This window comes from Flavonifractor sp. An10, from assembly GCF_002161215.1.
Classification (GTDB): Bacteria; Bacillota; Clostridia; order Oscillospirales; family Oscillospiraceae; genus Flavonifractor; species Flavonifractor avistercoris.
The window spans coordinates 246,956-270,397 of the sequence record NZ_NFMB01000006.1; the positions used below are offsets into that span (position 1 = coordinate 246,956).

The 23,442-nt window shown below is 66.3% G+C and carries 20 protein-coding genes, 1 tRNA gene and 1 other annotated feature; of the genes, 12 read left to right on the top strand and 9 right to left on the bottom strand.

Going from position 1 to position 23,442, the window contains the following annotated elements; all coding sequences use genetic code 11:
* Positions 1-8: 8 nt before the first annotated feature.
* Positions 9-188 (top strand): hypothetical protein, encoded by a 180-nt coding sequence (locus B5E42_RS12435; protein WP_072849874.1) that lies wholly within the window; start codon positions 9-11, stop codon positions 186-188.
* Between the two features lie 209 nt (positions 189-397).
* On the opposite strand, the gene B5E42_RS12440 is transcribed toward B5E42_RS12435, so the two are convergent.
* Positions 398-483, bottom strand: a tRNA-Leu gene (locus B5E42_RS12440).
* 432 nt (positions 484-915) lie between these two features.
* Here B5E42_RS12440 and B5E42_RS12445 point away from each other — a divergent pair.
* Together B5E42_RS12445 and mnmE are read left to right on the top strand one after the other, a co-directional pair.
* The gene (locus B5E42_RS12445) at positions 916-1,785 is read left to right on the top strand and encodes a pyridoxamine kinase (protein ID WP_087240105.1); all 870 of its coding nucleotides are present in this window, start codon (positions 916-918) and stop codon (positions 1,783-1,785) included.
* 248 nt (positions 1,786-2,033) lie between these two features.
* Positions 2,034-3,404 carry a tRNA uridine-5-carboxymethylaminomethyl(34) synthesis GTPase MnmE gene (gene mnmE, locus B5E42_RS12450; protein ID WP_087240107.1) on the top strand — a complete coding sequence of 457 codons (1,371 nt, stop codon included), beginning with the start codon at positions 2,034-2,036 and terminating at the stop codon, positions 3,402-3,404.
* 275 nt (positions 3,405-3,679) lie between these two features.
* Here the strand turns inward: mnmE and B5E42_RS12455 are convergent, their stop codons facing one another.
* Both B5E42_RS12455 and B5E42_RS12460 read right to left on the bottom strand, forming a co-directional pair.
* Complete coding sequence (locus B5E42_RS12455; protein ID WP_087240109.1) at positions 3,680-5,995, bottom strand: S-layer homology domain-containing protein; 2,316 nt, start codon at positions 5,993-5,995, stop codon at positions 3,680-3,682.
* A 154-nt stretch (positions 5,996-6,149) separates the two neighbouring features.
* Positions 6,150-7,280, bottom strand: a complete 1,131-nt coding sequence (locus B5E42_RS12460) for an AI-2E family transporter (RefSeq protein ID WP_087240111.1) — start codon at positions 7,278-7,280, stop codon at positions 6,150-6,152.
* A 217-nt stretch (positions 7,281-7,497) separates the two neighbouring features.
* Here B5E42_RS12460 and nifS point away from each other — a divergent pair, with 217 nt between their 5' ends.
* The 5 genes from nifS (at position 7,498) to B5E42_RS12485 (ending at position 12,648) form a co-directional block, all read left to right on the top strand.
* Positions 7,498-8,697, top strand: coding sequence for a cysteine desulfurase NifS (nifS, locus tag B5E42_RS12465; RefSeq protein WP_087240113.1), 1,200 nt, complete (start codon positions 7,498-7,500; stop codon positions 8,695-8,697).
* Between the two features lie 16 nt (positions 8,698-8,713).
* The gene (nifU, locus tag B5E42_RS12470; protein WP_087240115.1) at positions 8,714-9,157 is read left to right on the top strand and encodes a Fe-S cluster assembly scaffold protein NifU; all 444 of its coding nucleotides are present in this window, start codon (positions 8,714-8,716) and stop codon (positions 9,155-9,157) included.
* 364 nt (positions 9,158-9,521) lie between these two features.
* On the top strand, positions 9,522-10,553 hold the full coding sequence (locus tag B5E42_RS12475; protein WP_087240116.1) for an ATP-binding cassette domain-containing protein: 1,032 nt from the start codon (positions 9,522-9,524) through the stop codon (positions 10,551-10,553).
* Entirely contained in the window at positions 10,546-11,319 is a 774-nt protein-coding gene (locus tag B5E42_RS12480) for a methionine ABC transporter permease (RefSeq protein WP_087240118.1), read from the top strand. Before B5E42_RS12475 ends, B5E42_RS12480 begins: the two co-directional genes overlap by 8 nt.
* A 125-nt stretch (positions 11,320-11,444) precedes the next feature.
* Positions 11,445-11,695: a binding site (T-box leader), on the top strand.
* Positions 11,696-11,775: 80 nt separating this feature from the next.
* Positions 11,776-12,648: a MetQ/NlpA family ABC transporter substrate-binding protein gene (locus tag B5E42_RS12485; protein ID WP_087240120.1), complete on the top strand. Its 873-nt coding sequence runs from the start codon at positions 11,776-11,778 to the stop codon at positions 12,646-12,648.
* 262 nt (positions 12,649-12,910) lie between these two features.
* On the opposite strand, the gene tsaA is transcribed toward B5E42_RS12485, so the two are convergent.
* Entirely contained in the window at positions 12,911-13,600 is a 690-nt protein-coding gene (tsaA, locus tag B5E42_RS12495; protein WP_087240122.1) for a tRNA (N6-threonylcarbamoyladenosine(37)-N6)-methyltransferase TrmO, read from the bottom strand.
* Positions 13,597-16,230 (bottom strand): TetM/TetW/TetO/TetS family tetracycline resistance ribosomal protection protein, encoded by a 2,634-nt coding sequence (locus B5E42_RS12500; protein ID WP_087240124.1) that lies wholly within the window; start codon positions 16,228-16,230, stop codon positions 13,597-13,599. Before B5E42_RS12500 ends, tsaA begins: the two co-directional genes overlap by 4 nt.
* 414 nt (positions 16,231-16,644) lie before the next feature.
* On the opposite strand from B5E42_RS12500, the gene B5E42_RS12505 reads away from it, so the two are divergent.
* On the top strand, positions 16,645-17,115 hold the full coding sequence (locus tag B5E42_RS12505; RefSeq protein WP_087240127.1) for a sigma-70 family RNA polymerase sigma factor: 471 nt from the start codon (positions 16,645-16,647) through the stop codon (positions 17,113-17,115).
* On the top strand, positions 17,112-18,110 hold the full coding sequence (locus B5E42_RS12510; protein WP_087240129.1) for a DUF4179 domain-containing protein: 999 nt from the start codon (positions 17,112-17,114) through the stop codon (positions 18,108-18,110). Before B5E42_RS12505 ends, B5E42_RS12510 begins: the two co-directional genes overlap by 4 nt.
* 51 nt (positions 18,111-18,161) lie before the next feature.
* On the opposite strand, the gene B5E42_RS12515 is transcribed toward B5E42_RS12510, so the two are convergent.
* The 4 genes from B5E42_RS12515 to B5E42_RS12530 form a co-directional block, all read right to left on the bottom strand.
* A complete protein-coding gene (locus B5E42_RS12515) occupies positions 18,162-18,728 on the bottom strand; it encodes a Fe-S-containing hydro-lyase (RefSeq protein WP_087240130.1) in 567 nt (188 codons plus the stop codon).
* Between the two features lies 1 nt (position 18,729).
* The gene (locus B5E42_RS12520; RefSeq protein WP_087240133.1) at positions 18,730-19,563 is read right to left on the bottom strand and encodes a fumarate hydratase; all 834 of its coding nucleotides are present in this window, start codon (positions 19,561-19,563) and stop codon (positions 18,730-18,732) included.
* A 65-nt stretch (positions 19,564-19,628) separates the two neighbouring features.
* Complete coding sequence (locus B5E42_RS12525; protein ID WP_087240136.1) at positions 19,629-20,306, bottom strand: response regulator; 678 nt, start codon at positions 20,304-20,306, stop codon at positions 19,629-19,631.
* Positions 20,307-20,311: 5 nt separating this feature from the next.
* A complete protein-coding gene (locus tag B5E42_RS12530; RefSeq protein ID WP_087240138.1) occupies positions 20,312-21,925 on the bottom strand; it encodes a sensor histidine kinase in 1,614 nt (537 codons plus the stop codon).
* A gap of 216 nt (positions 21,926-22,141) precedes the next feature.
* On the opposite strand from B5E42_RS12530, the gene B5E42_RS12535 reads away from it, so the two are divergent.
* Both B5E42_RS12535 and B5E42_RS12540 read left to right on the top strand, forming a co-directional pair.
* Complete coding sequence (locus B5E42_RS12535) at positions 22,142-22,624, top strand: DUF2798 domain-containing protein (RefSeq protein WP_087240140.1); 483 nt, start codon at positions 22,142-22,144, stop codon at positions 22,622-22,624.
* A 94-nt stretch (positions 22,625-22,718) separates the two neighbouring features.
* Positions 22,719-23,414 (top strand): F0F1 ATP synthase subunit A, encoded by a 696-nt coding sequence (locus B5E42_RS12540; RefSeq protein ID WP_087240266.1) that lies wholly within the window; start codon positions 22,719-22,721, stop codon positions 23,412-23,414.
* Positions 23,415-23,442: the final 28 nt, after the last annotated feature.

Here is a 23,442-nt window from a genome sequence, read left to right on the forward strand (position 1 = left end):
AGGTACATTTGGGTAGAAGAAAAAAGCTGATCAACAACACCGATATTCCCCAGCACCAGATCGAAGCAATAGCCTGCTGCATCCTGCCGGACATTCTGGCCTTCTATGAGAGCGAGGAAGGGCAGCGGGAGTTTTCTGAATGGAAGAAGCAGAGAGAAATAGAGAAGCAAGAGGCAAAAACAGAATAATGGCATAGCAAAAGCGGGGTGTCATCCGAAAAGGGTGGCACCCCGCTTTTTTGCGTTTATATAGATTTCTTCTTTTTCCGTGGCCCTCTTGGCTTGGAAGTCGGTTTGCGCTTCACCCCGTTGCGAAAATAGGCGGTTTCGTAACGGTCAAAGAAAACAAATAATCCGAACCCATCTCCTATCGGAAACAAGTTCGGATTATATTGGTTTGGTGCGGGCGGCGGGACTCGAACCCGCACACCACTAAGGTAATGGAACCTAAATCCATCGAGTCTGCCAATTCCACCACGCCCGCAGATATGAGCGGCAGGGAACCCTGTCGCTATTTTGCTGCCCTCTGTTTTCACACGGGGAGGGACTACCCGAGGCGGAGCAATATGCTTGACCCGCGTGTATAAAAACAGGCGTGGAGCCTGTTTTTATTAAAATAATAGTGTAGTGTGTGCAAAATTCTGGGACTGACTTTGTCAGTCTGCGATTTCAACGCACAGAGTGCGATGAAATTATGATTTTTTATCCATGAGTGGCAATTGGGGATGGTCAGAATATCCGCTTAAATAATCCGTCACTGAGGTGACAGCACCTAAATCTCGCATGTCTACCAATTCCATCACAGGCGCAGGGCAGGTAAATTAAGTGTACCATCCGGCATGGAAAATGTCAATTGCACTCTGACACCGGGGCGGTTATAATAGAGGGGAAACCCAACACACAAGGGGGAACTCGTATGAAACGCGCGCCGAGGATCGCCGCCATTCAGGATCTCTCCGGCTTTGGCCGCTGCTCCACCACCGTGGTGCTGCCGGTGCTGTCCGCCATGGGCGGGCAGTGCTGTCCCATGCTTACAGCTTACCTGTCCGCCCACACCGCCTTCCCGCCCAGCCCGCACTCCGTCTTTCTGGATCTCTCGGATCAGATGTCGGAGACCGCCGCCCACTGGGCGGAGCTGGGGGTGACCTTTGACGCCATCTACAGCGGCTTTCTGGGCTCGGCCGGCCAGATCGCCCAGATTGAGGCATTTTACCGGCAGTTCCGCCGGGCGGACACCCTGGTGCTGGTGGATCCGGTGATGGGCGACCACGGGAAGCCCTACCGCACCTACACGCCGGAGCTGTGCCGCCGCATGGAGGAGCTGGCCGCCCAGGCCGACGTGATCACCCCCAATCTCACCGAGGCCTCCCTGCTGCTGGGGGAGGACTACACCTCCTGCCCCGGGGACGAGGCCGGCCTGCGGGCCTGGCTGGAGCGGCTGAGCCTGGACGGGCAGCGCTCCGTGGTGCTCACGGGGGTGGGGCTGCACCCCGGCGTGACCGGCGCGGGCTGCTTCGACCGGGAGACCGGCCGGATCTCCTTCGCCATGGCCCGGCAGGAGCCCGCCCGCTTCTCCGGCACCGGGGATCTCTTCGCCAGCGTGCTGCTGGGCTCCCTGCTGCGGGGGGAGGGCCTGGCCGACGCCTCCCAGCGGGCGGCGGATTTTGTCCAGCACTGTGTGGCCTATACCCTGGCCGTGGGCACTCCCCTGCCGGAGGGCGTCCAGTTTGAGCCCCTGCTGGGCGAGCTGATGGGCCCCGCCCCCAGCCGTACAGATGTTCGTTGACAGACAATATGCAATGATATATGCAGGGTAAAGTCCCGGTCAGGATCGGGTAAAACCCCGGTATATAAGGCTCTTTCCACATTGTCCACAGGGTTATCCACATCGCTTTTCCACCGCGTTTGTCCACAGATATGCAGATTCCGGTTGACATAAGCAAAGTCAAGGGAAATTTGTCCGGCGGATTCGCCAATCTTTTTCCGCCGCCCGGCCTGCGCCGGGCGGCGGCCGTGTCTCGTTGAGGTGAGAATATGTCCCAAACCATCGCTGCCATTGCCACGCCCCCCGCCCCCAGCGCCATCGGCATCCTGCGCCTGAGCGGAGACGGCGCCATCGAGGCCGCCGCCGCCGTGTTCCGCCCCACCGGCGGAAAGTCCCTGGCGGAGTATGAGAGCCGCCGGCTGGTCTACGGCACCCTGCTGGGCCCCGACGGTGCCCCCATCGACCAGGCCCTGGCCACCATCTCCCGGGCGCCCCGCAGCTATACCGGGGAGGACACGGCGGAGTTTCAGTGCCACGGCTCGCCGGCGGTGCTCCAGCTGGGGCTGGAGGCCCTGTTTGCCCAGGGGGTGCGGCAGGCCGGGCCGGGGGAGTTCACCCGGCGGGCCTTCCTCAACGGCAAGCTGGATCTGACCCAGGCGGAGGCGGTGGCGGATCTCATCGACGCGGAGACCCCCGCCGCCGTGCGGCAGGCCGCCGGGCAGCTCTCCGGCGCCCTGGGCCGCCGGGTGGGGGCAATCTACGACGGCCTGGTGGATCTCATGGCCCACTTCCACGCGGTGCTGGACTACCCCGACGAGGACATCGACCCCTTCCGGGCGGACACCATCCGGGCGGGGCTGGAGGAGGCCCGGGCGGGCCTGTCCGCCCTGCTGGCCACCTATGAGCGGGGGCGGTACATCGCCGGCGGGGTGCCCTGCGTGCTGGTGGGGCGGCCCAACGCGGGCAAGTCCTCCCTGCTCAACGCCCTGGTGGGCTACGACCGGGCCATCGTCACCGACGTGCCCGGCACCACCCGGGACACGGTGGAGGCCCGGTGCAGACTGGGCGGGGTGGTGCTCAAGCTCATCGACACCGCCGGCCTGCGGGACACGGAGGATGCGGTGGAGCGCATCGGCGTGGCGCGCAGCAGGGCCGCCCTGGAGGAGGCCCGGCTGGCCCTGCTGGTGGTGGACGGGTCGGAGCCCCTGACGGCCGAGGACTTGGCCGCCATGGACGAGGCCGAAAAGGCCCCCCGGGTGCTCTGCCTGGTGAACAAGTCCGACCGGCCCCCGGCGGCGGATGTGGAGGCGCTGCGCCGCCGCTTCCCCAACCTGCGGGTGGTGAGCGCCGCCACCGGCGCGGGCCTGGAGGAGCTGGAGGGGGACATCGCGTCCCTCTTCCCCACCGGCGGGGCGGAGGCGGCCGGGGAGCTGCTCACCAACGCCCGCCAGGCCGAGGCCGCCCGCCGGGCCCTGGCGGGGGTGGAGCGGGCCGGGGAGAGCCTGGCGGCGGGGATCACCCCCGACGCCCTGCTCACCGATGTGGAGGAGGCCCTGTCCGCCCTGGGAGAGCTCACCGGGGCCAGCGTGCGGGAGGATGTGACCGCCCGCATCTTCCAGCGGTTCTGCGTGGGCAAGTAGGCGCGAAGCAAACAGGCAGAGAAAAACGGCCCGGATTCCAAAGGGAATCCGGGCCGTTTCAGCGTGTCGAAAAAGGCTTTTTCGACACGCTGACAAACTTTTTGAAACTTCAAAAAGTTTCAAAAAGTTGTTTGATCCGACGCGAAAGGGAACCCTGACGGTTCCCTTTCACACTTTCCTTCCCTCCGAACCCTTCGGTTGGTGGGTTTATCGACATCCGGAAACGGCCCGGACTCCCTTCGGAGTCCGGGCCGTTTGGGCTTTGACCGCAATATTTACAGCAGGATCACCAGGGTGGCCACGAAGCGGTTGCCGCTGTAGTCGCCGAAGAGCTGCACCCGGTCGTCCTTCGACAGGCGGCGCAGGCTGGTGGAGCCGCCGTCGGCGGTGAGAAAGCTGGCCCCCGACACGTCCACGGTGAGGGTGCCCCCGTCGGAGAGGCGGACGCGCAGGGTCTCGTCCCGGGTGTCGGTCTCCAGGACGGTGCCCTCCAGCCGGGTGTTCCGGCCGGCGTCCTCATAGGCGGTGATGGACTCCACCACGCCGTTGTGAACCACCAGCTCCACCCAGTCGTCCGCATTCAGCTCCTCCGCGTCGATGGAGCGGCCGTCCCGGGTGGCGGGCGCGGCGCTGTCCACCTCGTAGGTGACGGCGGAGCCGTCGCTGAGGCGCACGTCCAGGGTGACCGTCCCGCCCCGCCGGGCAGTCCGGGTGACGGTGCCGGTGACGGTAATGCTCTGGGCCTGGGCCTCCACGGCGGTCACCCGCCCGCCCTGGAGTGTGAGCACCACCGTGTCGCCGGTGCGCAGGGACTCCAGGGAGCCGGCCTGGCCGTCCCGGGTCACGGTGGGGGGCGCGGCGGCGTCCGCCGTCACGGAGGCGGTCTCGCCGCCGTCGGTGCGCACCCGCAGGGTGATCACGTCCCCGTAGGAGATGGCGTCCAGGACGCCCTTGACCGTGTTGGCCGCGCCGGGATAGGCGTCCATCCAGGTGACATAGCCGTTGGAGAGGCGGAGGGTGGCGAAGGCGCCCGCCGGCACATCCGACAGCCGTGCCGTCTTCCCGTTGTAGCGGACGGCGGCCTGGTCGGTGAGCAGGTAGGCCGTGTTGCGCCCGCTCACCATATCGGTCAGGGCCAGGCCGTTCTGGGGATTGGTAACCACGGTCTGAACCGTGCCCTGGAGATACTGGGTGCCGGTGTCCACCGACACGGCGGTGAGGCGTCCCTCGCTGTCGTTGGACACCCGCAGATTGACATAACAGCCCTCGTACCGGTCGGACATGCTGCCGGCGACGCCGTCCACGGTGACCGCCGTGCCGGAGGGCAGGGTATACCGCGCCTCCCCGCCGTCAAAGGCGGTGACGGTGAGGGTCTGGCTGCCGGAGCGGCCGTCCACCGCCCGGAGGATGCCCTCCTCGGTGCGGCCGCCGCTGGAGAGCTGGAGGGCTGCCAGGTGGCCCATGGCGTCCACCTGGCAGGCGGCGGTGGTGTAGCCGCCCTGATTGCTGAGCACCTGGGCGGGAATGGAGACGCCGTCGGCCTGGATGGCGGTGAAGCGGTCGATCTCCAGCCGGCGGGACACGCCGTTCACGTCCAGGGTCACGCTCCCGGGCTCAATGTCGGTGACGGTGCCGGTGTATGCAGTGACGGCGCCGCCCAGGCGCACCGACAGGACTGAGCCGTTCCCGTCCAGGTTCACCCGGGCATAGGTGCCCGTCTGGAGCAGGCTCAAAGGCTCGGCAGAGGCGCGCATGTTGTTCTCGTAGATGGTCACGCCGGCGGGGAGGGTGACGGTCTGGGTGCCGGTGATGGTGCTGGTCAGGGTGAGGGAGATGCCGCCGGCGCCGTCCTCCGCCGCCTGGGTGATGGTGCCCCCCACCCAGTCGTAGTCGGTGTAGGCGGGCAGCTCGGCATAGAGCCCCCGCTCCTCCATGAAGTCCATGGCCCGGCGGAGCATGGTGGCCATCTCCGCCCGGGTCAGGGAGCTCTTGGGCAGGAAGCAGTTGGCCTCATTGCCCCGGACGATGCCGTATGTATCCAGCAGGTAGACATAGGGCTGCAGGGCGGCGGAGATGGAGCTGGTGTCCGCGAAGTCCATGGGGTAGGTGCTCAGGTTTTTCGCCATGGCGTCCAGCTGCATGGCCCGCACCAGATACATGGCCAGGCTCTCCCGGCTGATGGTCTTGAGCAGGCCGTCGTCCGCGCTCAGGGCCCGCAGCTCGGTCACGGAGAGGATGCCGGTCTCCAGGCACACGGCCATCTCCTCCGCGGCCCAGGAGTAGAGGCTGTCCGGGAGGAGCTCCGCCAGCTCGTCCGCCCAGTCGGCGGCGATAGCGGCCTTGTCCTCCTCGCTGACGCCGGCGGCCCGGGAGCAGAACAGCAGGGCCTCGCAGGCGGTCATCTTCTGGTCGGGGGCAAAGGTGGTGGCGCTGGTGCCCTTGACCACTCCCTGGGCGGCCAGATACTCCACGTCGTCCCGGGCCCAGTGGCCCACCATGTCGGAAAATCCGGCCGCGGAGGCGGATACGGTCAGCAGGGAGACCGCCGTCAGCACGGCCAGCGCCAGAGACAGGATTCTCCTTCCTTTCATTGTACGTACCTCCCTTTTGCAAGGTTTCCATAACTACAGTATAGCCGCTCCCCGGGAAAAAAGCAACCTGCAAAAAGCGCCCCGAAATCCCATGGATTCCGGGGCGCAGGTTGCCGTTCGCTGTCGCTGCCTGAGTGCCCGGCGGGGAGCGGGCTCACCCCTTCCGCTCCGGCCCGTCCAGGCGCTTGCGCACATTCCGGCGCAGCAGGGTGTAGAGGATGGAGGCGATGGGGACGCTGAGCAGCACGCCCAGCAGGCTGCCCACGCTGGCGCCCACGGTGACGGCGGCCAGCACCCACAGCCCGGGCAGGCCGATGGAGGTGCCCACCACCTTGGGGTAGATCACATTTCCCTCGAACTGCTGGAGGATGATGAGGAAGATCAGGAAGATCAGGGCCTTGACGGGGGAGACCACCAGCAGCAGCAGGGCGGAGACAATGGCGCCGATATAGGCCCCCGCCACCGGGATGATGGCGGACGCGCCCACGATCACGCCGATGAGGGGGGCGTAATCCGCCTGGATGAAGAGCATCCCCACGGCGGTCAGGCCGCCGATGATGCAGGCCTCGGTGAGCTGTCCGGTGACAAAGCGGGTAAAGGTGTCCGCGGTGAGATGCACCACGTCTGAGACCGGGCCGGCGATCCTGGCGGGCACATAGGCCCGGAACACCCGGCGGCACTGGCGCAGCAGCTTCTCCTGGCCGGAGAGCATATAGATGGAGAACACGACGGCCAGCACCCCCGTCACCACGGCGGACACCAGGCTGCTGGTGACAGAGGCCAGCAGTTGGGGCCCTGTGTCGGACAGGAAGGTGAGCACCTGGTCAAACAGCCCGCTGAGCTTCTCGTTCAGCCAGGAGAGATCCAGGGTCTCCGCGTCCAGATGCAGCTGATCAATGATCTGGTTGTAGCCGGACTGGAGGTTGGTCAGGTACCCGCTCAGATTGAGCACAAAGGTCTGGATGCTCTCCGCGAATTTCGGCAGCACATAGGCAAAAATGGCGGTGATCACCGCGATGAGAGCCAGGTAGGAGGAGAGCACCGCCAGCGGGCGGGCGGCCTTCCTGGCCCGGGTGCTGCCCAGGCCCCGCAGATAGAGCCGGTGGAAGAAGCGGCAGGGCCGGTTGAGCACAAAGGCGATGGCAAAGCCGATGAGCAGCGGCTGGAGCACGCCCAGCACCCACATCACCGCCTGTCCGATCACATCCAGGCGGGCCAGCACCACCACCAGCACCACCGCGTAGGTGATGATGAACAGGATACTTTTCAGCAGTTTTTTGTCCATAGCAGCTCCTGGTTTCCATAAGATTCACAGGCGAAGGATTTCTTCCTCTCCACTATAGCACGGCCCGGATTCCACCGTCAACGGAAAACAGGCGTTTTAAGTAAAGTTTAATAAAACCTTCCGCAGGGCGAAAAATTTCCCTTGACAACCGGCGGCGCCGCCGCTATAATCATAGTAAACAGATATGAATTTAGTATTTTAGAAGGGAGCGACATCCATGTCCCGTTTCATCTATGCCGACCACGCGGGCACCACCGCCCTGTCCCAGACCGCCCTGGCGGCCATGACCCCCTATTTTACCGAGCAATACGGCAACCCCTCCAGCCTCTACCGCTTCGGCCAGGAGGCCAAGGCCGATCTGGAGCGGGCCCGGGCCGATATCGCCGCCTGCATCGGCGCAAAGCCCGAGGAGATCTTCTTCACCTCCGGCGGCACCGAGGCGGACAACTGGGCCCTCAAGGGCGTGGTGGAGCTCATGGCCCTCAAGGGGAAAACCACCGGCCACATCATCACCTCCGCCATCGAGCACCATGCCCTGCTCCACACCGCCCAGCACCTGGAGAAGCAGGGGTATGCCGTGACCTGCCTGCCGGTGGACGAGCTGGGGCGGGTGAGCCCCGCCGACGTGGAGGCCGCCATCCGGCCCGACACTGTCCTCATCTCCATCATGGCCGCCAACAACGAGATCGGCACCATCCAGCCGGTGGCCGAGATCGGGGCCATCGCCCGAAAGCACAAAATCCTCTTCCACACCGACGCCGTCCAGGCCGTGGGCCACATCCCGGTGGACGTGGAGGCGTGGAACGTGGATCTCCTCTCCCTGTCCGCCCACAAGTTCCAGGGGCCCAAGGGCGTGGGCGCCCTGTATGTCCGCAGGCCCCTGCGCCTGCCCCCCCTGCTCCACGGCGGCGGGCAGGAGAAGGGCCGCCGCTCCGGCACCGAGAACGTGCCCGGCGTCATCGGCATGGCCGCCGCGCTGAAGGAGGCGGTGGCCCAGCTGGAGGCGGAGGGCGCCCGGCTGTCCGCCCTGCGGGACAGGCTGATCGACGGCCTGACCAGACTGCCCTACACCCGCCTCACCGGCGATCCGGAAAACCGGCTCCCCGGCACCGCCTCCTTCGTCTTTGAGGGGGTGGAGGGGGAGGCCCTGCTCCTCCACCTGGACGCCAGGGGGATCTGCGCCTCCTCCGGCTCGGCCTGCTCCTCCGCCTCCCTGGATCCCTCCCACGTGCTGCTGGCCATCGGCCTGCCCCACGCCATCGCCCACGGCTCCCTGCGGCTGTCCCTGGGCGCGGACAACACCGACGCCGACGTGAATGCCATGCTGGCGGCCGTGCCCGAGGTAGTCGCTTACCTGCGCAATATGTCCCCCGTTTGGGACGCCGCCGAACAGAAACCCACCTGGGTTGTGGAATGAGAAAGGAGTTTTCAATATGCTGTATTCTGATAAAGTGATGGATCATTTCGAGCACCCCCGCAACGTGGGCAGCCTCCCCGGTGCCAACGCCGTGGGCCAGGTGGGCAACCCCAAGTGCGGCGACATCATGAAGATGTACCTGAACATCGACGAGGACGGCGTGATCACCGACGTGAAGTTCCAGACCTTTGGCTGCGGCTCGGCCATCGCCACCTCCTCCATGGCCACCGAGATGATCAAGGGCAAGACCATCCAGCAGGCCATGGAGCTGACCAACGCCGCCGTGGCGGAGGCCCTGGACGGCCTGCCCGCCTACAAAATGCACTGCTCCGTGCTGGCCGAGGAGGCCATCAAGGCCGCCCTGGCGGACTACTACCGCCGCCGGGGGGAGGCGGTGCCCGAGAACCTCCGCCTCCCCTGCGGCGGCGAGGAGCACGGCTGCTGCTCCTGCGGGGCCTGACGCCCCCGCTTTCCCCCTGAAAAGCCCCGGAACCATCCGGTTCCGGGGCTCAGCGTGTCGAAAAAGCGGCTTTGCCGCTTTTTCGAGAAAAGTTGCATGGCGGAAGGGGTTCGTTTTCTTGCGAAAAAGTCACCCCTTCCGCCATGAGAAGGGTCATTTCCGAGGCGCATGTCCCCGGAAATGACGGATTTTCATTTGATTCCTGCGGCTACGGCCGCAGGAACTCTGCGAGGCTTTCCCTTACGGAAGGTTTTTCGACAGCCTCAGCCCCGGAACCATCCGGTTCCGGGGCTTTTTCCTTGACAGAGGCCGTCGGTTGGCATAAAATAACGGGGATATTTGAACGTTAGAGGAGTCGGGGTCTGTGATCGAGTTAAGACACATTTCCAAGATCTTCCCCACGGCCGACGGTGATTTTCAGGCGCTGTCGGACATCAGCCTGACCATTCAGGACGGGGATATCTTCGGCATCGTGGGCATGTCCGGCGCGGGCAAGTCCACCCTGGTGCGGTGCATCAACCTGCTGGAGCGGCCCACCGAGGGCCAGGTGCTCATGGACGGGATTCTGGAGACGGAGGACGGCGGCCCGGTGGATCTGTGCAGCCTGTCCCCCGCCCAGCTGCGGCAGGCCCGCCGGTCTATCAGCATGATCTTCCAGCAGTTCAACCTGCTCATGCAGCGCACCTGCCTGAACAACATCTGCTTCCCCATGGAGATCGCCGGGGTGCCCAGGGCGGAGGCCAAAAAGCGGGCCCTGGAGTACCTGGACATCGTGGGCCTGCCCGACAAGGCCAACGCCTACCCCGCCCAGCTGTCCGGCGGGCAGAAGCAGCGCATCGCCATCGCCCGGGCGCTGGCCTCCAACCCCAAGGTGCTGCTGTGCGACGAGGCCACCAGCGCCCTGGATCCCACCACCACCCGCAGCATTCTGAAGCTGATTCAGGACATCAACAGGCGCCTGGGCATCACCGCCATCATCATCACCCACGAGATGGCGGTGGTGGAGTCCATCTGCACCCACGTGGCCATCCTGGAGAAGGGCCGCATGGTGGAGACCGGCACGGTGGAGGAGGTCTTCTCCAACCCCAAGACCGAGGCGGGCCGCCGCCTGGTGTTTCCCGAGGGGGCCAACATCGACAAGTTCCCCGTGGCCGGCGTGGTGCGGGTGGTGTTCAACGGCGGCTCCTCCTACGAGCCGCTCATCGCCTCCCTGGCCATCGACTGCGGTGTGAAGGTGAACATTCTGGGGGCCGACACCCGGAATGTGAACGGCAAGGCCTTCGGCTCCATGCTGCTGGGCCTGCCGGAGGACAGGAACGAGGCCGCCAAGGCCATGAGCTACCTGCGCGCCCAGAAGGATGTCACTGTAGAGGAGGTGCCCGATTACCATGCTTGACTTTTTCAACAGTCCGGAGGTGCAGGAGCAGTTCTCCCTCTTTCTGGAGCTTCTGCCCGGCGATGTGTGGGATACGGTGTACTCCACCGCCCTGGCCACCCTGTTCGCCTATGTGGTAGGCCTGCCCCTGGGTATCCTCCTGGTCACCGGGGAGGCCGGCGGTGTGAGGCCCCTGCCCCGGTGGTTCATGGCCGCCCTCAACTTTGTCATCAATATTCTGCGCTCCGTTCCCTTCCTGATTCTGATGATCCTGGCCATCCCCCTGTCCCGGCTGATCCTGGGCACCAGCGTGGGCACCGCCGCCATGATCCCCCCCCTGGTCATCGCCGCCTTCCCCTTCGTGGCCCGCATGGTGGAGTCCTCCCTGCGGGAGGTTGATCGCGGCGTGCTGGAGGCCGCCACCGCCATGGGGGCCTCCCCTCTCCAGATCGTGTGGAAGGTGCTGCTGCCCGAGGCCCGGCCCTCCCTGCTCACCGGCGCCACCACCGTCACCATCACCATCCTGGGCTACGGCGCCATGGCGGGTTTCATCGGCGGTACCGGCCTGGGCGCCACCGCCATCAACTACGGCTACTACCGAACCCAGATCGTCCTGGAGTACTGCGCCGTGATTGCCCTGGTGATCCTGGTTCAAATTGTCCAGACCGCCGGCACCCGCACCGCCGTAGGCTCCGACAAGCGGCTCACCAAAAAGAGCCGCCGGAGGGGCCTGCGGGACGCCAACCGGCAGGTGAACCGGGACAGGCGCTCCCCCGGAGGCATGTAAAAATCAGCAGGATGGGCAAACCGCTTGGTTTGCCCATCCACTCTTTTTGTGCAGGGTGCCCAGTTGACAGATGGGGCCATTCGGTTGTAAACTAAGCACAACCCAAGCGGAACTGAATACGCCCTATAAACGCGAGGAAGAGAAGAGTAGGCTGGAAGATACGGCACAGAGAGCCCGGATTGGTGGAAACGGGTACGGAAGGTCTGGCTGAAGATGGTCTCGGAGCGGCGCGGCTGACTGCGGAAGGGATTCCGTACAGGCTGCGACGGGTGCGCCCGTCAGCGCGCAGGAGTATGATTGTACTCCATAAGGCCCCTGTCGTGAGGCGGGGGTGAAGCAAGGTGGTACCACGAAGCGGAAAGCTCTCGTCCTTGAAATTGGATTCAAGGGCGTTTTTTTGTGCTCTGATTTGGGAAAACCACCTCACACGAGGAACATGAAAAGGAGAAATGCAACATGAAGAAGCTCGTCTCTCTGCTCCTGTCCGGCGTTCTGGCCGTGGGCCTGCTGGCCGGCTGCGGCGGCAATACCGGCACCTCCCAGACCCCTGCCGGAAACTCCGAGAGCCCCGCCGCCTCCACCGAGACCGGCTCCCTGGAGGGCACCACCCTGAAGGTGGGCGCCACCCCCGCCCCCCACGCCGAGATTCTGGAGGTGGTGAAGGACATCCTGGCCGAGCAGGGCATCACCCTGGATATTGTCCAGTACAACGACTACGTCCAGCCCAACAACGCCGTGGAGGACGGCTCCCTGGACGCCAACTACTTCCAGCACATCACCTACATGAACGATTTCAATGATCAGAACGGCACCCACCTGGTCAGCGCCGCCGAGGTTCACTACGAGCCCATGAGTCTGTATGCCGGCAAGGTGTCCAGCCTGGACGAGCTGGCCGACGGTGCCCTCATCGGCGTGCCCAACGACGCCACCAACGAGGCCCGGGCCCTGCTGGTGCTCCAGCAGGAGGGCCTGATCACCCTGCGGGACGGCGCCGGCATCACCGCCACCATCAACGACATCGTGGACAACCCCAAGAACCTCCAGTTCTCTGAGATGGAGGCCGCCCAGCTGCCCCTCCGCCTGGCCGATCTGGACATGGCTGTGATCAACGGCAACTACGCCATTGACGCCGGCCTGTCCATGGACGATGCCCTGGCCACCGAGTCCGCCGACGGCGAGGCCGCCCAGGCCTACGTCAACGTGCTGGCCGTCAAGGAGGGCCGGGAGGATGACCCCGCCATCCAGGCCCTGGCCGCCGCCCTGTGCAGCGACGAGGTCAAGACCTATATTGAGGAGAACTACAACGGCGCCGTGGTCGCCGTGTTCTAAAAAGCATCCGGGAAACAGACAGCGCCCGGCACACCGATGTGTGCCGGGCGCTGTCTTGCCTCTGTTCGTGCCCGCGGCGCGCCTAGGGCTTGTTTGAAAATTGGCGATGTGTCCAGCGGCGAAGGATTTTGGGCCGCTGGCAAGCAATTTTTTCGCAGGAATCCTGACGGATTTCAAGGAAAAATTGCGCCGTCCAGGGGGCAAAAGGCCCGCCGATTGGGCATGTTGACATGTTTCAAACATGCCCGAGGCCCATAAAGCGTTATGGCTGCGGCAGGGGCTCCACCGACCGGACGGTGAGGGTGTCCCCCTCCACGGTGAAGCGGACATTCACCCCGGCGAAGTCCAGGCCGTACACCCGCGCCGGATCGTGCTGGTAGGAGGGCCGGGGATCCCGGGCCAGCACCCCTGTGAGGGCCCCCCGCTTGTCCGCCGGCACCCGCTCCAGCAGCTCCGGCGGGAAGTCCACCGCCAGCGTCCTGCCGCCGGTGTTGCCGGTGAAGCCGCCGCTGGCCTCGGGGTGGCAGTCGGCGTAGGGCACATAGGGCTTGATGTCCAGGATGGGGGTGGAGTCCATGAGATCCGCCCCCGCCACCACCAGCACGTGGCCCAGCTCCGGATCCCGCTCAATGCCCAGCAGGCGCACGCAGGACAGGCCGACGGGGTTGGGCCGGAAGGGGGAGCGGGTGGCGAACACCCCCATGCGGGTGTTGCCCCCCAGCCGGGGGGGCCGGACGGTGGGAGACCAGCCCTCCCGCACCGCCTGGGAGAACTGCCAGATCAGCCAGATGTGGGAGAAGTCCTCCAGCCCCCGCAGGGCGTCGGGATTGCGGTACTCCGGCTCAAAGACCACCCGGGCCCGCAGCTCCTCCACCAGGCCGCTCTGCCGGGGTATGCCGAACTTGGTGGGGAAGTCGCTGCGGATGCGGGCGATGATTTCCATGGGGATCATGGCGTTCCCTCCTGCTTCCGCTTCGCCTTTTCCAGGGCGGCGGCCACCGCCTTGGAGGGGGCGGCGCGGTTGTTGGCCTTGAGGATGGCGGCAATCTGGCCGGTGACCTGCTCCACCTCCGCCCTGAAGGTGGAGGCGGACAGGCGCAGGGCTCCGTGGCCCAGGATGATCAGCTGCTCCGCCCCGTCGGAGGTTGCCACCCGCACCCGGTGGTGCCTCCCGATCTCGTAGGTGGCCCGCTCGATGTAGGCGTCCGCCGTCTCCGCCTCCTTGGTGTACACCACATAGATGTTGTGGTAGCGGGTGACGTCCTGGACGCTTCGGGGCACCTTGTAGGCGTCGAACACCAGGATCACCACGTTCTTTTTGAAGCCCTGGTAGTTGCTCAGAATGTCCATCAGCATCTGCCGGGCCGCGTCCAGGTTCTCCTTCGCCGCCGCCTTCAGCTCGTCCCAGGCAAAGACGATGTTGTACCCGTCCACCAGCAGGTACTCCGGCCCCCTGTCCTGGGCCCTGATGCTATACTTCTTGTCGTCCAGGCTGGTGCGGGCGGGCCTGGGCTGGGGGCGGAAGGCGCTGCGCTCCACTTTTCCGTAGGTGCGCTCAAAGATGGCCTGGAGCTCCTTGTCCTGCTCCAGCGACCCGGCGTAGGACGAAGTCCGGGGCCGGACGGGGGCGGATTCCTCCTCCGGGGGTTCCTCCCCCAGGCGCAGGCCGCTGTCCACGTGGGCGTGGGCCTTCACCTCGTCCCACTTCACGTTGTACCCCGCCCCGTGGGCGCAGAACACCGAGCCGGGCGGGTTCTCCACGTCCCGCTCCGGGTCGTAGCCCATGGCGGCCACCACTTCCTCCTGGTTGTGGCAGGGGGCGTACCCCCCGCTGGTGCAGGACAGCCGCCCCCTGCCCCGGGTATAGGCGGCCACCTCCCGGCTGTAGTCCCGCAGCTGCTCCACCGGGGCGGAGCCGGTGAGGACGGCCATGTCCCCCGCCGTCTCCGGCGGCTCCACCCGGCCGTGCATCCGCTGCAGGTCGGACAGGGCCCGGCCCACCTGCTCGGCGGGCACCTCCAGCCGGAAATTGTACCAGGGCTCCAGCAGGATGCTCTCCGCCTCCATGAGGCCCTGGCGCACCGCCCGGTAGGTGGCCTGCCGGAAGTCGCCCCCCTCGGTGTGCTTCTGGTGGGCCCTCCCCGCCACCAGGGTGATCTTCATGTCCGTGATGGGCGAGCCGGTGAGCACCCCGGGGTGGGAGCGCTCTGCCAGGTGGGTGAGCACCAGCCGCTGCCAGTTGATGTCCAGCATGTCCTGGGGGCAGGCGGAGGTGAGCACCAGCCCGCTGCCCCGGGGCAGGGGCTCCATCAGCAGGTGCACCTCGGCGTAGTGGCGCAGGGGTTCGTAGTGGCCCACGCCCTCGACTGGGGCGGCGATGGTCTCCCGGTAGACGATGCCCCCCTGGCCGAAGGACACCTCCATGCCGAACCGCTCGGCGATGAGGCGCTGGAGGATCTCCAGCTGCACCTCCCCCATGAGCTGCACGTGGAGCTCCCCCAGCCGCTCGTTCCACACCAGGTGGAGCTGGGGATCCTCCTCCTCCAGCTGCCGCAGCTTCTGGAGGGCGGTGTGGGGATCCTGCCCGGCGGGGAGCACCACCTGATAGGTGAGCACCGGCTCCAGGGCGGGGGGCAGGGCCTCCGCCTCCGCCCCCAGGCCCTCCCCCGCCGCGGTGGCGCTCAGGCCGGTGACGGCGCACACCGTCCCCGCCGCCGCCTCGTCCACCGCCTGGAACTTGGCGCCGGAGTAGATGCGGAGCTGATCCGCCTTCTCCTCCCAGCCGGGGCCGGACAGCAGAGCCTTGACCTTCAAAGAGCCGCCGGTGATTTTCATCCAGGTGAGCCGCGCCCCCTGATTGTCCCGGGAGATCTTGAACACCCGGGCGGCGAAGTCGGGGCCGTATTGGGGCCGGGGGGCGTAGCGCTCCAGCCCCTGGAGAAACTCCGCCACCCCCTCCAGCTTCAAAGCCGAGCCGAACCAGCAGGGGAAGAGCTTCCGCTTGGCGATCAGGGCGGTAAGGGCGCCGTCGTCCAGGGCCCCGTCCTCCAGGTAGCGCTCCAGTGCGTCCTCGTCGCACACGGCGGCCTGCTCCCACACCTGCTCCGCCGGGGCGGCAAAGTCCACGCACCCCTCGTCCAGCCTGCTTTTCAGCTCAGTCAGCAGAGCGTCCCTGTCCGCCCCGGCCAGATCCATCTTGTTGATGAAGAGAAAGGTGGGCACCCCGTACCGCTCCAGCAGCTTCCACAGGGTGTGGGTGTGGCCCTGCACCCCGTCGGTGCCGCTGATCACCAGAATGGCGCAGTCCAGCACCTGGAGGGTGCGCTCCATCTCGGCGGAGAAGTCGGCGTGGCCGGGGGTGTCCAGCAGGGTGAGCTCCGCCCCCTCCAGGGGGAGGATGGCCTGCTTGGAGAAGATGGTGATCCCCCGCTCCCGCTCCATGGGGTCGGTGTCCAGAAAGGCGTCCTTGTGATCCACCCGCCCCAGCTTTTTCAGCCGCCCGCAGGTGTAGAGCAGCCCCTCGGACAGGGTGGTCTTGCCCGCGTCCACGTGGGCCAGGATGCCGATTACCAGTTTGTCCATGTATCGCATTCCTTTGCGTTGGAGTGTACAATCAGATCTAGTATAGCATGTACCCTCTGTACGGGGCAAATAATTTCTGACCGGGTATTCCACGGGATGGGCCAATGCGGCAGGGTATGTGAACTGTCGGGCCCGCCGGGGCGGATATCATCCGCTCACAAGCCTTCCCCCCTGTGGGGGGAAGGTGGATGGCCGAAGGCCAGACGGATGAGGGGTTCCCGGATGTCTGCCCGGCCACCGCTGTCCGTGGGGCGCGCCGAGTCGTCGCGCCCCACAAAGGGGCCCTCGATGTCCGGCGGGCGACCACAGGTCGCCCCTACGGACAAGCGGTTGGGCAGATGTGCAAATAATTCCGCCATCCGTGCAACAAACCGGCCCGCTCAGGGGTGTTATGGGCAGAAAGGGGGAGAGGCCATGGAACAAGAGGAGGCAAGAGCGGCGGTGGAGCGGTACGGCCCTATGGTGTACCGCCTGGCCCTGGCCCAGACCCACAGCGCCCACGACGCCGACGACGTGTTTCAGGAGGTGTTCCTCCGCTACGTGCGCAGGGCCCCCGATTTCACGGAGGAGGAGCACCGGAAGGCGTGGCTGCTGCGGGTGACGGCCAACTGCTGCAAGAAGCTGCACGGTTCCTTCTGGAACAGGCACACCGTGGCCCTGTCGGAGGCCATCCCGGCCCAAAATGAGGGGGAGGGGGAGCTGCTGGAGCTGCTGGACGCCCTGCCGGAGAAGTACCGGTCGGTGCTCCACCTCTACTACTGCGAGGGGTATGCCACCGACGAGATCGCGGCCATTCTGGGCCGCAGGGCGGCGACAGTCCGCAGCCAGCTCTCCCGGGGGCGGGCGCTACTGCGGGACGCGTGGAAAGGAGCGGAAGACGTATGACGGAACAGGACTATCGCAGGCTCTTTGACCGGGTGTCCCCCGGGCCGGAGCTGGTGGAGCGCACCATAAAAGCCGCCGAAGGCGGCGTGCGTCCCCGGCGAAAGCGGCATCTGGCCCGGCGGGTGGCGGTCATCGCGGCGGCCGCGGCCCTGCTGGGCGGCATGGCTACCTCCTTCGCGGCGGTGAAAACCGTGAGCCCCAACGCTGTGAAGCTGGAGGAGTGGACGACCGCCGGGCTGGGGACGCCCGTGGGGGTATCCGCCTCTGACCTGGGGTGGACGGTGACAGTGGACGGGGTTGCCAGTGACCGCTGGTATGCCTACATCCTGTGCACTCTCTCCCGGGACGACGGCCAGGCCATCACCCAGGGGAACTTCGGGTTTGGAACCTTTGACTTTGGCTTCCCGTACAGATTGAATTGGTCTGCGTCGATCCACTGGCTGGAGGACAGCGACCCCACCGACAACCAGGTGCCCTTCGCCCTCTACGTGAACAATGCGGATAGCTGGGATATGGCTGGGACGGCGGTCGACCTGACCTTGTGGGGGCTGTCCACCGCAGACCGGGCGGAGAGCTGGGCCCTTCTGCTCCAGGGCGGCGGGCGTTGGGAACTGACCTTCACCCTCCCAGCGGAGAGCAAGGTTCAGGACTTTACGGCGGGACTGGAGTTCCAGATCGAGGGCAAGCCCGCCATACTGGAGACAGTGAGCTGTACCCCGCTGGAGATGATAGCCACCTTCACCAGCCCAGATGGGGCCTTTGCCCCCTTCAGCATCACCTCGGATGACTTTGATAGAACTTGGCGCGAGGAGAACTCCCCTGTTTTCGTCTTGGCTGACGGCACGGAATGGGCGCCGGACAGCACCGGCGGCGGCCTAAGTGACGGGAGCCTCTGGCACTACAGCTACCAGTGCGGAGACAAGGAGCCCCTGGATCCCGGTGACATCGTGGGCCTGCGCATCGGCGAGACGGTCTGCCCCCTGACCCTGGAATAGCGCCCAGACAGACAGCAATCCCCCCTGCCGTCCCGGCAGGGGGGATTGCTGCTACTTCTCCTGCTTCCGCCAGGCCAGATAGGCGGCCCGGCCGGTCTCGTAGAGGTTGTTGCCCTGGCTGTCGATGACCACGGTGAGGGGGAGGTTCTCCACCTCCAGCTCCCGGACGGCCTCGGCCCCCAGATCCTCGTAGCACACCAGCTTGGCCGACTTGACGCACCGGCTGAGGAGGGCCCCCGCCCCGCCGATGGCCCCGAAGTACACCGCGCCGGTCTCCTTCATGGCCTGGATGACCTCCGGCCCCCGCCTGCCCTTGCCGATCATGCCCAGCTGCCCCAGCCGCAGCAGGGTGGGGGAGTAGGCGTCCATACGGTAGCTGGTGGTGGGCCCGGCGGAGCCGATGGCCTGCCCCGGCCGGGCGGGTGTGGGCCCCACGAAGTAGATCACGGCGCCCTGGATGGGGAAGGGCATGGGCTTCCCCTCCGCCGCCAGGGCGCACAGCCGCTTGTGGGCCGCGTCCCGGGCGGTGTAGACGGTTCCGGACAGCAGCACGCTCTCCCCCGCCCGCAGGGAGGCGGCGGCCTCTTTCGTCAGGGGGGCGGTGATTTGCCTTGCCATGCTACAACACCTCCGTCTGATGCCGGGCCACGTGGCAGTTGATGTTCACCGCGCAGGGCAGGCCGGCGATGTGGGTGGGCAGGGTCTCGATGTGCACCGCCAGGGCGGTGGTGCGGCCGCCGAAGCCCTGGGGCCCGATGCCCAGGGCGTTGATCTTCTCCAGCAGCTCGTCCTCCAGTTCCGCGTAGAAGGGCTTTTGGTGGTGGCTGCCCATGTCCCGCAGCAGGGCCTTCTTTGCCAGCAGGGCGCACTGGTCAAAGGTGCCGCCGATGCCCACCCCCACCACGATGGGGGGGCAGGGGTTGGGGCCGGCCTGCTCCACCGTGTCCACGACGAAGGCCTTGACCCCCTCCACACCGTCGGAGGGCTTGAGCATGGCGATGCGGCTCATGTTCTCGCTGCCGAAGCCCTTGGGGGCCACGGTGATTTTGATCCGGTCGCCGGGCACCAGCTCCACGTGGAGCATGGCGGGGGTGTTGTCCCCGGTGTTCACCCGATCCAGGGGGTCGGCCACCACCGACTTGCGCAGGTACCCGTCGGCGTAGCCCCGGCGCACCCCCTCGTCCACTGCCGCCCGGAGATCCCCGGTGATGTGGACGTCCTGCCCCACCTCCAGGAACACGCAGGCCATGCCCGTGTCCTGGCAGATGGGGGTGCCGCCCCCGATGGCGTCGTTTTCCAGGATGCGGTCCAGGATCTCCCGGGCCGCCGGCCAGTCCTCCGCCTCCCGTGCGGCGGCGATGGCCTGCGTCACATCCTCCGTCAGATGGGTGTTGGCCCGGATGCACAGCCGGGCCACCGCCTCGGTGACGGCCCCGGCGCTCAGTTCACGCATATTCCATACTCCCTTCCCGCGCCCCGTGTGCCCCGGGGCGCGCTGTCCTGTCTGGCCGGTTGGGCTCACTCCGCCCCGCCGGCGGCGCGGTAGAGGCGGCAGGGCCGGCCGCCGGTGTCGTAGTTGACGGTGCTGACCGCCTCCCCCCGCTCCACCAGGTAGTTGACATACCGGCGGACGGTGACGGCGGACAGGCCGGTGGCCCGGGACAGGGCCTCGCTGGGCAGGCCCTGGGGCGGCGCCTGGCGCAGGCAGGCCCGCACCTTCTCCAGGGTGCTCTCCTGGAGGCCCTTGGGGATCTGCCGCTCCCCCGCCGGGGCGGAGGAGAAGAGCCTGTCCAGGGCGCTCTGCGCCACCGTCTCCCCCGCCACCGCCTCCCGGTGGCGGCAGAAGGTGTCCAGGGCCTGCTGGAACCGCTCCACGGTGAAGGGCTTGACCAGGTAGTCCACCACCCCCATTTTCAGCAGGGTGTCCACGGTGGCGCCGTCGTTGGCGGCGGTGACCATGACCGCGTCGATGCCGATGCCCCGCCTCCGCAGCTCCCGCAGCAGCTCCGCCCCGGTGAGCAGGGGCATGTATACGTCCAGCACCGCCAGCTCCGCCGGGTTCTGCTCCAGCCACTCCAGGGCGGCGCGGCCGTCCTGGAAGGTCTGAACCACCCGGAAGCGGGGATCCCGCTCCACATAGGTGCGGTTCAGCAGGGCCACCATGGGGTCGTCCTCCACGATTACAACGCGGTACATGTCACTCACTCCTTGGCCGCCGGGGGCTTCTCCCGGCGGAAGCTGACGAAAATGGAGGTGCCCACCCCCTGCTCCGACTCCACCCGGATCTGGCCCCGGTAGGCGTCCACCACCTCCCGCACCAGGGACAGGCCGGTGCCCCGGCCGGCCCCCTTGGTGGAGGTGCCCCGCTGGAAGAGCTTCCGCCGCATGCCGGCGGGGATGCCGGGGCCGGTGTCCTCCACGCACAGCAGCAGGCTGTCCGCCCCCTCCCGGATGCTGACGGAGATGGACTTGTCCACCCGCCGGGACTGGTTCAGGGCCTCAATGGCGTTCTCGATCAGGTTGCCCAGCACGGTGACGTAGGCGTCGGGGGACAGCCAGGCGCTGTCGGCGGACAGGACGCTCTCCCGATCCAGGGTGAGGGAGATGCCCAGCTCGGCGGCCCGGCTGGTCTTGCCCACCAGCAGGGCGGCCACCGACGGCTCCCGGATCTGGTGCATGATGCGGCTCACCGCCTCCCGCTGGGTGCGGGTGGTATCCATGATGTAGGCCTGGGCCTTCTCCGGCTCCCCGATCTGGAGCAGGCCCAGGATCACGTGGAGCTTGTTCATGAACTCGTGGGTGTAGGCCCGCATGGCGTCCACCATGTGGCGCACGCCGGTGAGATCGTCGGCCAGGCGGGCCACCTCGGTGCGGTTGCGGAAGATCCCCACCGCCCCGGCCAGCTTCCCGTCCTCGTAGATGGGCACCCGGTCGGAGAGGATCTGCACCTCCCGCAGGGACTTCATGCTCACGTTGTACTCCGGCACCCCGGTGCGCAGGATCCGATCCAGGGTGGAGGCGGGGTAGACCGCGCGGAGGGGCCTGCCCACGGCGTCCGGCTCCAGGGAGAGCATCTGGGCGGCGGCGGCGTTGAAGAAGATCACCCGGGCCTCCTTGTCAATGGCCAGGATGCCCTCCTCCAGGGCCTCCAGGATGTCCTCCCGCTGGAGAAACCGGCGGGCGAAGGCGTCGGGCTCATAGCCCAGCAGGGCGGTCTTGATGCGGCGGGACAGCCGCTGGGCCAGCAGGGCGGCCACCACCGCCGCCAGCGCCCCCATGGCCAGCACCCGCAGCACGGTGGACAGGGTGACGCTGGCCAGGGAGCGCAGGTAGAGCCCCACCACCACGTAGCCGATGACCTGCCCCTCCCGGTTCCGGATGGGGGCGTAGGCCGAGTGCTCCGAGCCCAGGGGGCCGGTCTCGTTGGAGGTGTAGGGCCCCTCCCCCGCCAGGGCCCGGTACTGGGCGTCGCCGGGGTAGTTCCGCCCCACCATGGCGGAGTCGGGGGCATAGCGGAGGATGTTCTGCGTGTCCCCCACCAGGATCAGATCGATGTCGGAGGTGTTGGCCGTGGCCGCGTCCAGGAACTCCGCCAGCTCCGCCCGGGACGCCTCCCCCTCCAGGGCCTGGCGCAGCAGCGGGGACTGGGAGAGCACCGAGGCGGAGTTGACCAGGTTGTTGTCCAGGGCGGTCTGCTCCCCCTGCAGGGTGACAAAGAGGGTTCCCGCCAGGGTGATGGCCACCGAAACGGCCACAATGGACAGGCTCAGCCGCAGGAGCTGGGCGCGGATAGAGCTGCGGGCCTGCTTGGACATGGGGGCGCCTCCTTCCTCCGGAATTCCGTGTGGGTCTAGTATACTCCACCGCCGGCCCCGCCGCAAGGGCGGGATCGCCCCCGTCGGCAGGGCTGCACAGTTATTTTCCAGAATTTAGGGTAACCTTTCGGCACATCTCACAATTACGAAGCCGACGCAGTGTGTGCTATGATCATCTCCGTTCGCCCCAGCGGCGGAGAGAAAGGAGAGTTTACCATGCCCCAGAACAAACGAGAGAGTCTGATCTACACGGTGCTGATGTGCTTTGTCATGGTGCTGTGGATGAGCCTTTACAACGCGGCCCTCCGGCACGGCGGGCCGGGCCTGCCGGCACTCACCGCCGGGTGGCTGGGCTTCCCCTTCGCCTATGTGTTCGCCATGTGCTGCGACTGGTTCCTGGTGTCCCGGCTTGCCAAGGGCTTCGCCTTCCGCTTCCTGGTCAGGCCTTGGGACAGCGCGCTGAAAAAGGTGCTCTGCATCTCCTGCTGCATGGTGGTGCCCATGGTGCTGCTCATGAGCCTGTACGGCGCCTGCGAGGGGGCGGTGCACACCGGCGCCTGGGGCAGCGTGCCCCTGGCGTGGCTGGTCAACATCCCCCGCAATTTTATCATGGCCCTGCCCTTCCAGCTGCTCATCGCCGGCCCGCTGGTGCGGAAGGTGTTCCGTGCCGTCTTCCCCGAGGGCACGGTTGCGGCGTGAGTGTTTTCAAAAGTTTTTTTACTTTCGAAAGGCTTCCCAAATCCGGCAAAGGGGCGTAGGATAGCCCACGCGAAATCGAGGTGATGTGTGTTTGCTGGAAGCATTCAAGGAATCTCTGGTCAGTGAGCTGGGCAACAAGACCGCCTTCACCATCCCGGTGCTGGGCGGCATCCCGGTGGCCGACTCGGTGGTGGTGTCGTGGATCATCATGGCGCTGCTGACGGTGCTCTCCCTGGTGCTGACCCGGAAGCTGAGCGTGCGCAGCCCCGGCAGGGTGCAGGCCGCGCTGGAGTGGGCGGTGCAGTTCCTCAACGGCTTTGTCAAGACCAACATCGGCAGCCGCTGGCGGCCCTTCGCCCCCTGGCTGGGCACCGTGGCCCTGTACATCGGCCTGTCCAATCTCATCGGCATCTTCGGCCTGACGCCCCCCACCAAGGACATCAGCGTCACCACCGCCCTGGCGGTGATGAGCATGCTGCTCATCTACGGGGCCCAGTTCCGGTACAACGGGCTGCTGGGCGGGCTGAAAAAGTTTGCCGAGCCCATGCCCCTGCTGCTGCCCATCAACCTGATGGAGGTGGTCATCCGGCCCCTGGCCCTGTGTATGCGTCTGTTCGGCAACATCCTGGGCGCCTACATCATCATGGAGATGCTCAAGTTCGTGGCGCCGGCGGTGCTGCCCGCCGTGTTCAGCATCTACTTCGACCTGTTCGACGGCCTGATCCAGACCGTGGTCTTTGTGTTCCTCACCACGCTCTTCACCGGCGAGGGCATCAAGGAAGAGGAGTAAATCCCACCGAGCAAAGAAATCTGAGGAG

Excerpts from the sequence above, each read along its gene's own strand:
- B5E42_RS12445 (WP_087240105.1), top strand. The coding sequence starts at position 916 with ATGAAACGCGCGCCGAGGATCGCCGCCATTCAGGATCTCTCCGGCTTT.
- mnmE (WP_087240107.1), top strand. The coding sequence starts at position 2,034 with ATGTCCCAAACCATCGCTGCCATTGCCACGCCCCCCGCCCCCAGCGCC.
- B5E42_RS12455 (WP_087240109.1), bottom strand. The coding sequence starts at position 5,995 with ATGAAAGGAAGGAGAATCCTGTCTCTGGCGCTGGCCGTGCTGACGGCG.
- B5E42_RS12460 (WP_087240111.1), bottom strand. The coding sequence starts at position 7,280 with ATGGACAAAAAACTGCTGAAAAGTATCCTGTTCATCATCACCTACGCG.
- nifS (WP_087240113.1), top strand. The coding sequence starts at position 7,498 with ATGTCCCGTTTCATCTATGCCGACCACGCGGGCACCACCGCCCTGTCC.
- nifU (WP_087240115.1), top strand. The coding sequence starts at position 8,714 with ATGCTGTATTCTGATAAAGTGATGGATCATTTCGAGCACCCCCGCAAC.
- B5E42_RS12480 (WP_087240118.1), top strand. The coding sequence starts at position 10,546 with ATGCTTGACTTTTTCAACAGTCCGGAGGTGCAGGAGCAGTTCTCCCTC.
- B5E42_RS12485 (WP_087240120.1), top strand. The coding sequence starts at position 11,776 with ATGAAGAAGCTCGTCTCTCTGCTCCTGTCCGGCGTTCTGGCCGTGGGC.
- tsaA (WP_087240122.1), bottom strand. The coding sequence starts at position 13,600 with ATGATCCCCATGGAAATCATCGCCCGCATCCGCAGCGACTTCCCCACC.
- B5E42_RS12500 (WP_087240124.1), bottom strand. The coding sequence starts at position 16,230 with ATGGACAAACTGGTAATCGGCATCCTGGCCCACGTGGACGCGGGCAAG.
- B5E42_RS12505 (WP_087240127.1), top strand. The coding sequence starts at position 16,645 with ATGGAACAAGAGGAGGCAAGAGCGGCGGTGGAGCGGTACGGCCCTATG.
- B5E42_RS12510 (WP_087240129.1), top strand. The coding sequence starts at position 17,112 with ATGACGGAACAGGACTATCGCAGGCTCTTTGACCGGGTGTCCCCCGGG.
- B5E42_RS12515 (WP_087240130.1), bottom strand. The coding sequence starts at position 18,728 with ATGGCAAGGCAAATCACCGCCCCCCTGACGAAAGAGGCCGCCGCCTCC.
- B5E42_RS12520 (WP_087240133.1), bottom strand. The coding sequence starts at position 19,563 with ATGCGTGAACTGAGCGCCGGGGCCGTCACCGAGGCGGTGGCCCGGCTG.
- B5E42_RS12525 (WP_087240136.1), bottom strand. The coding sequence starts at position 20,306 with ATGTACCGCGTTGTAATCGTGGAGGACGACCCCATGGTGGCCCTGCTG.
- B5E42_RS12530 (WP_087240138.1), bottom strand. The coding sequence starts at position 21,925 with ATGTCCAAGCAGGCCCGCAGCTCTATCCGCGCCCAGCTCCTGCGGCTG.
- B5E42_RS12535 (WP_087240140.1), top strand. The coding sequence starts at position 22,142 with ATGCCCCAGAACAAACGAGAGAGTCTGATCTACACGGTGCTGATGTGC.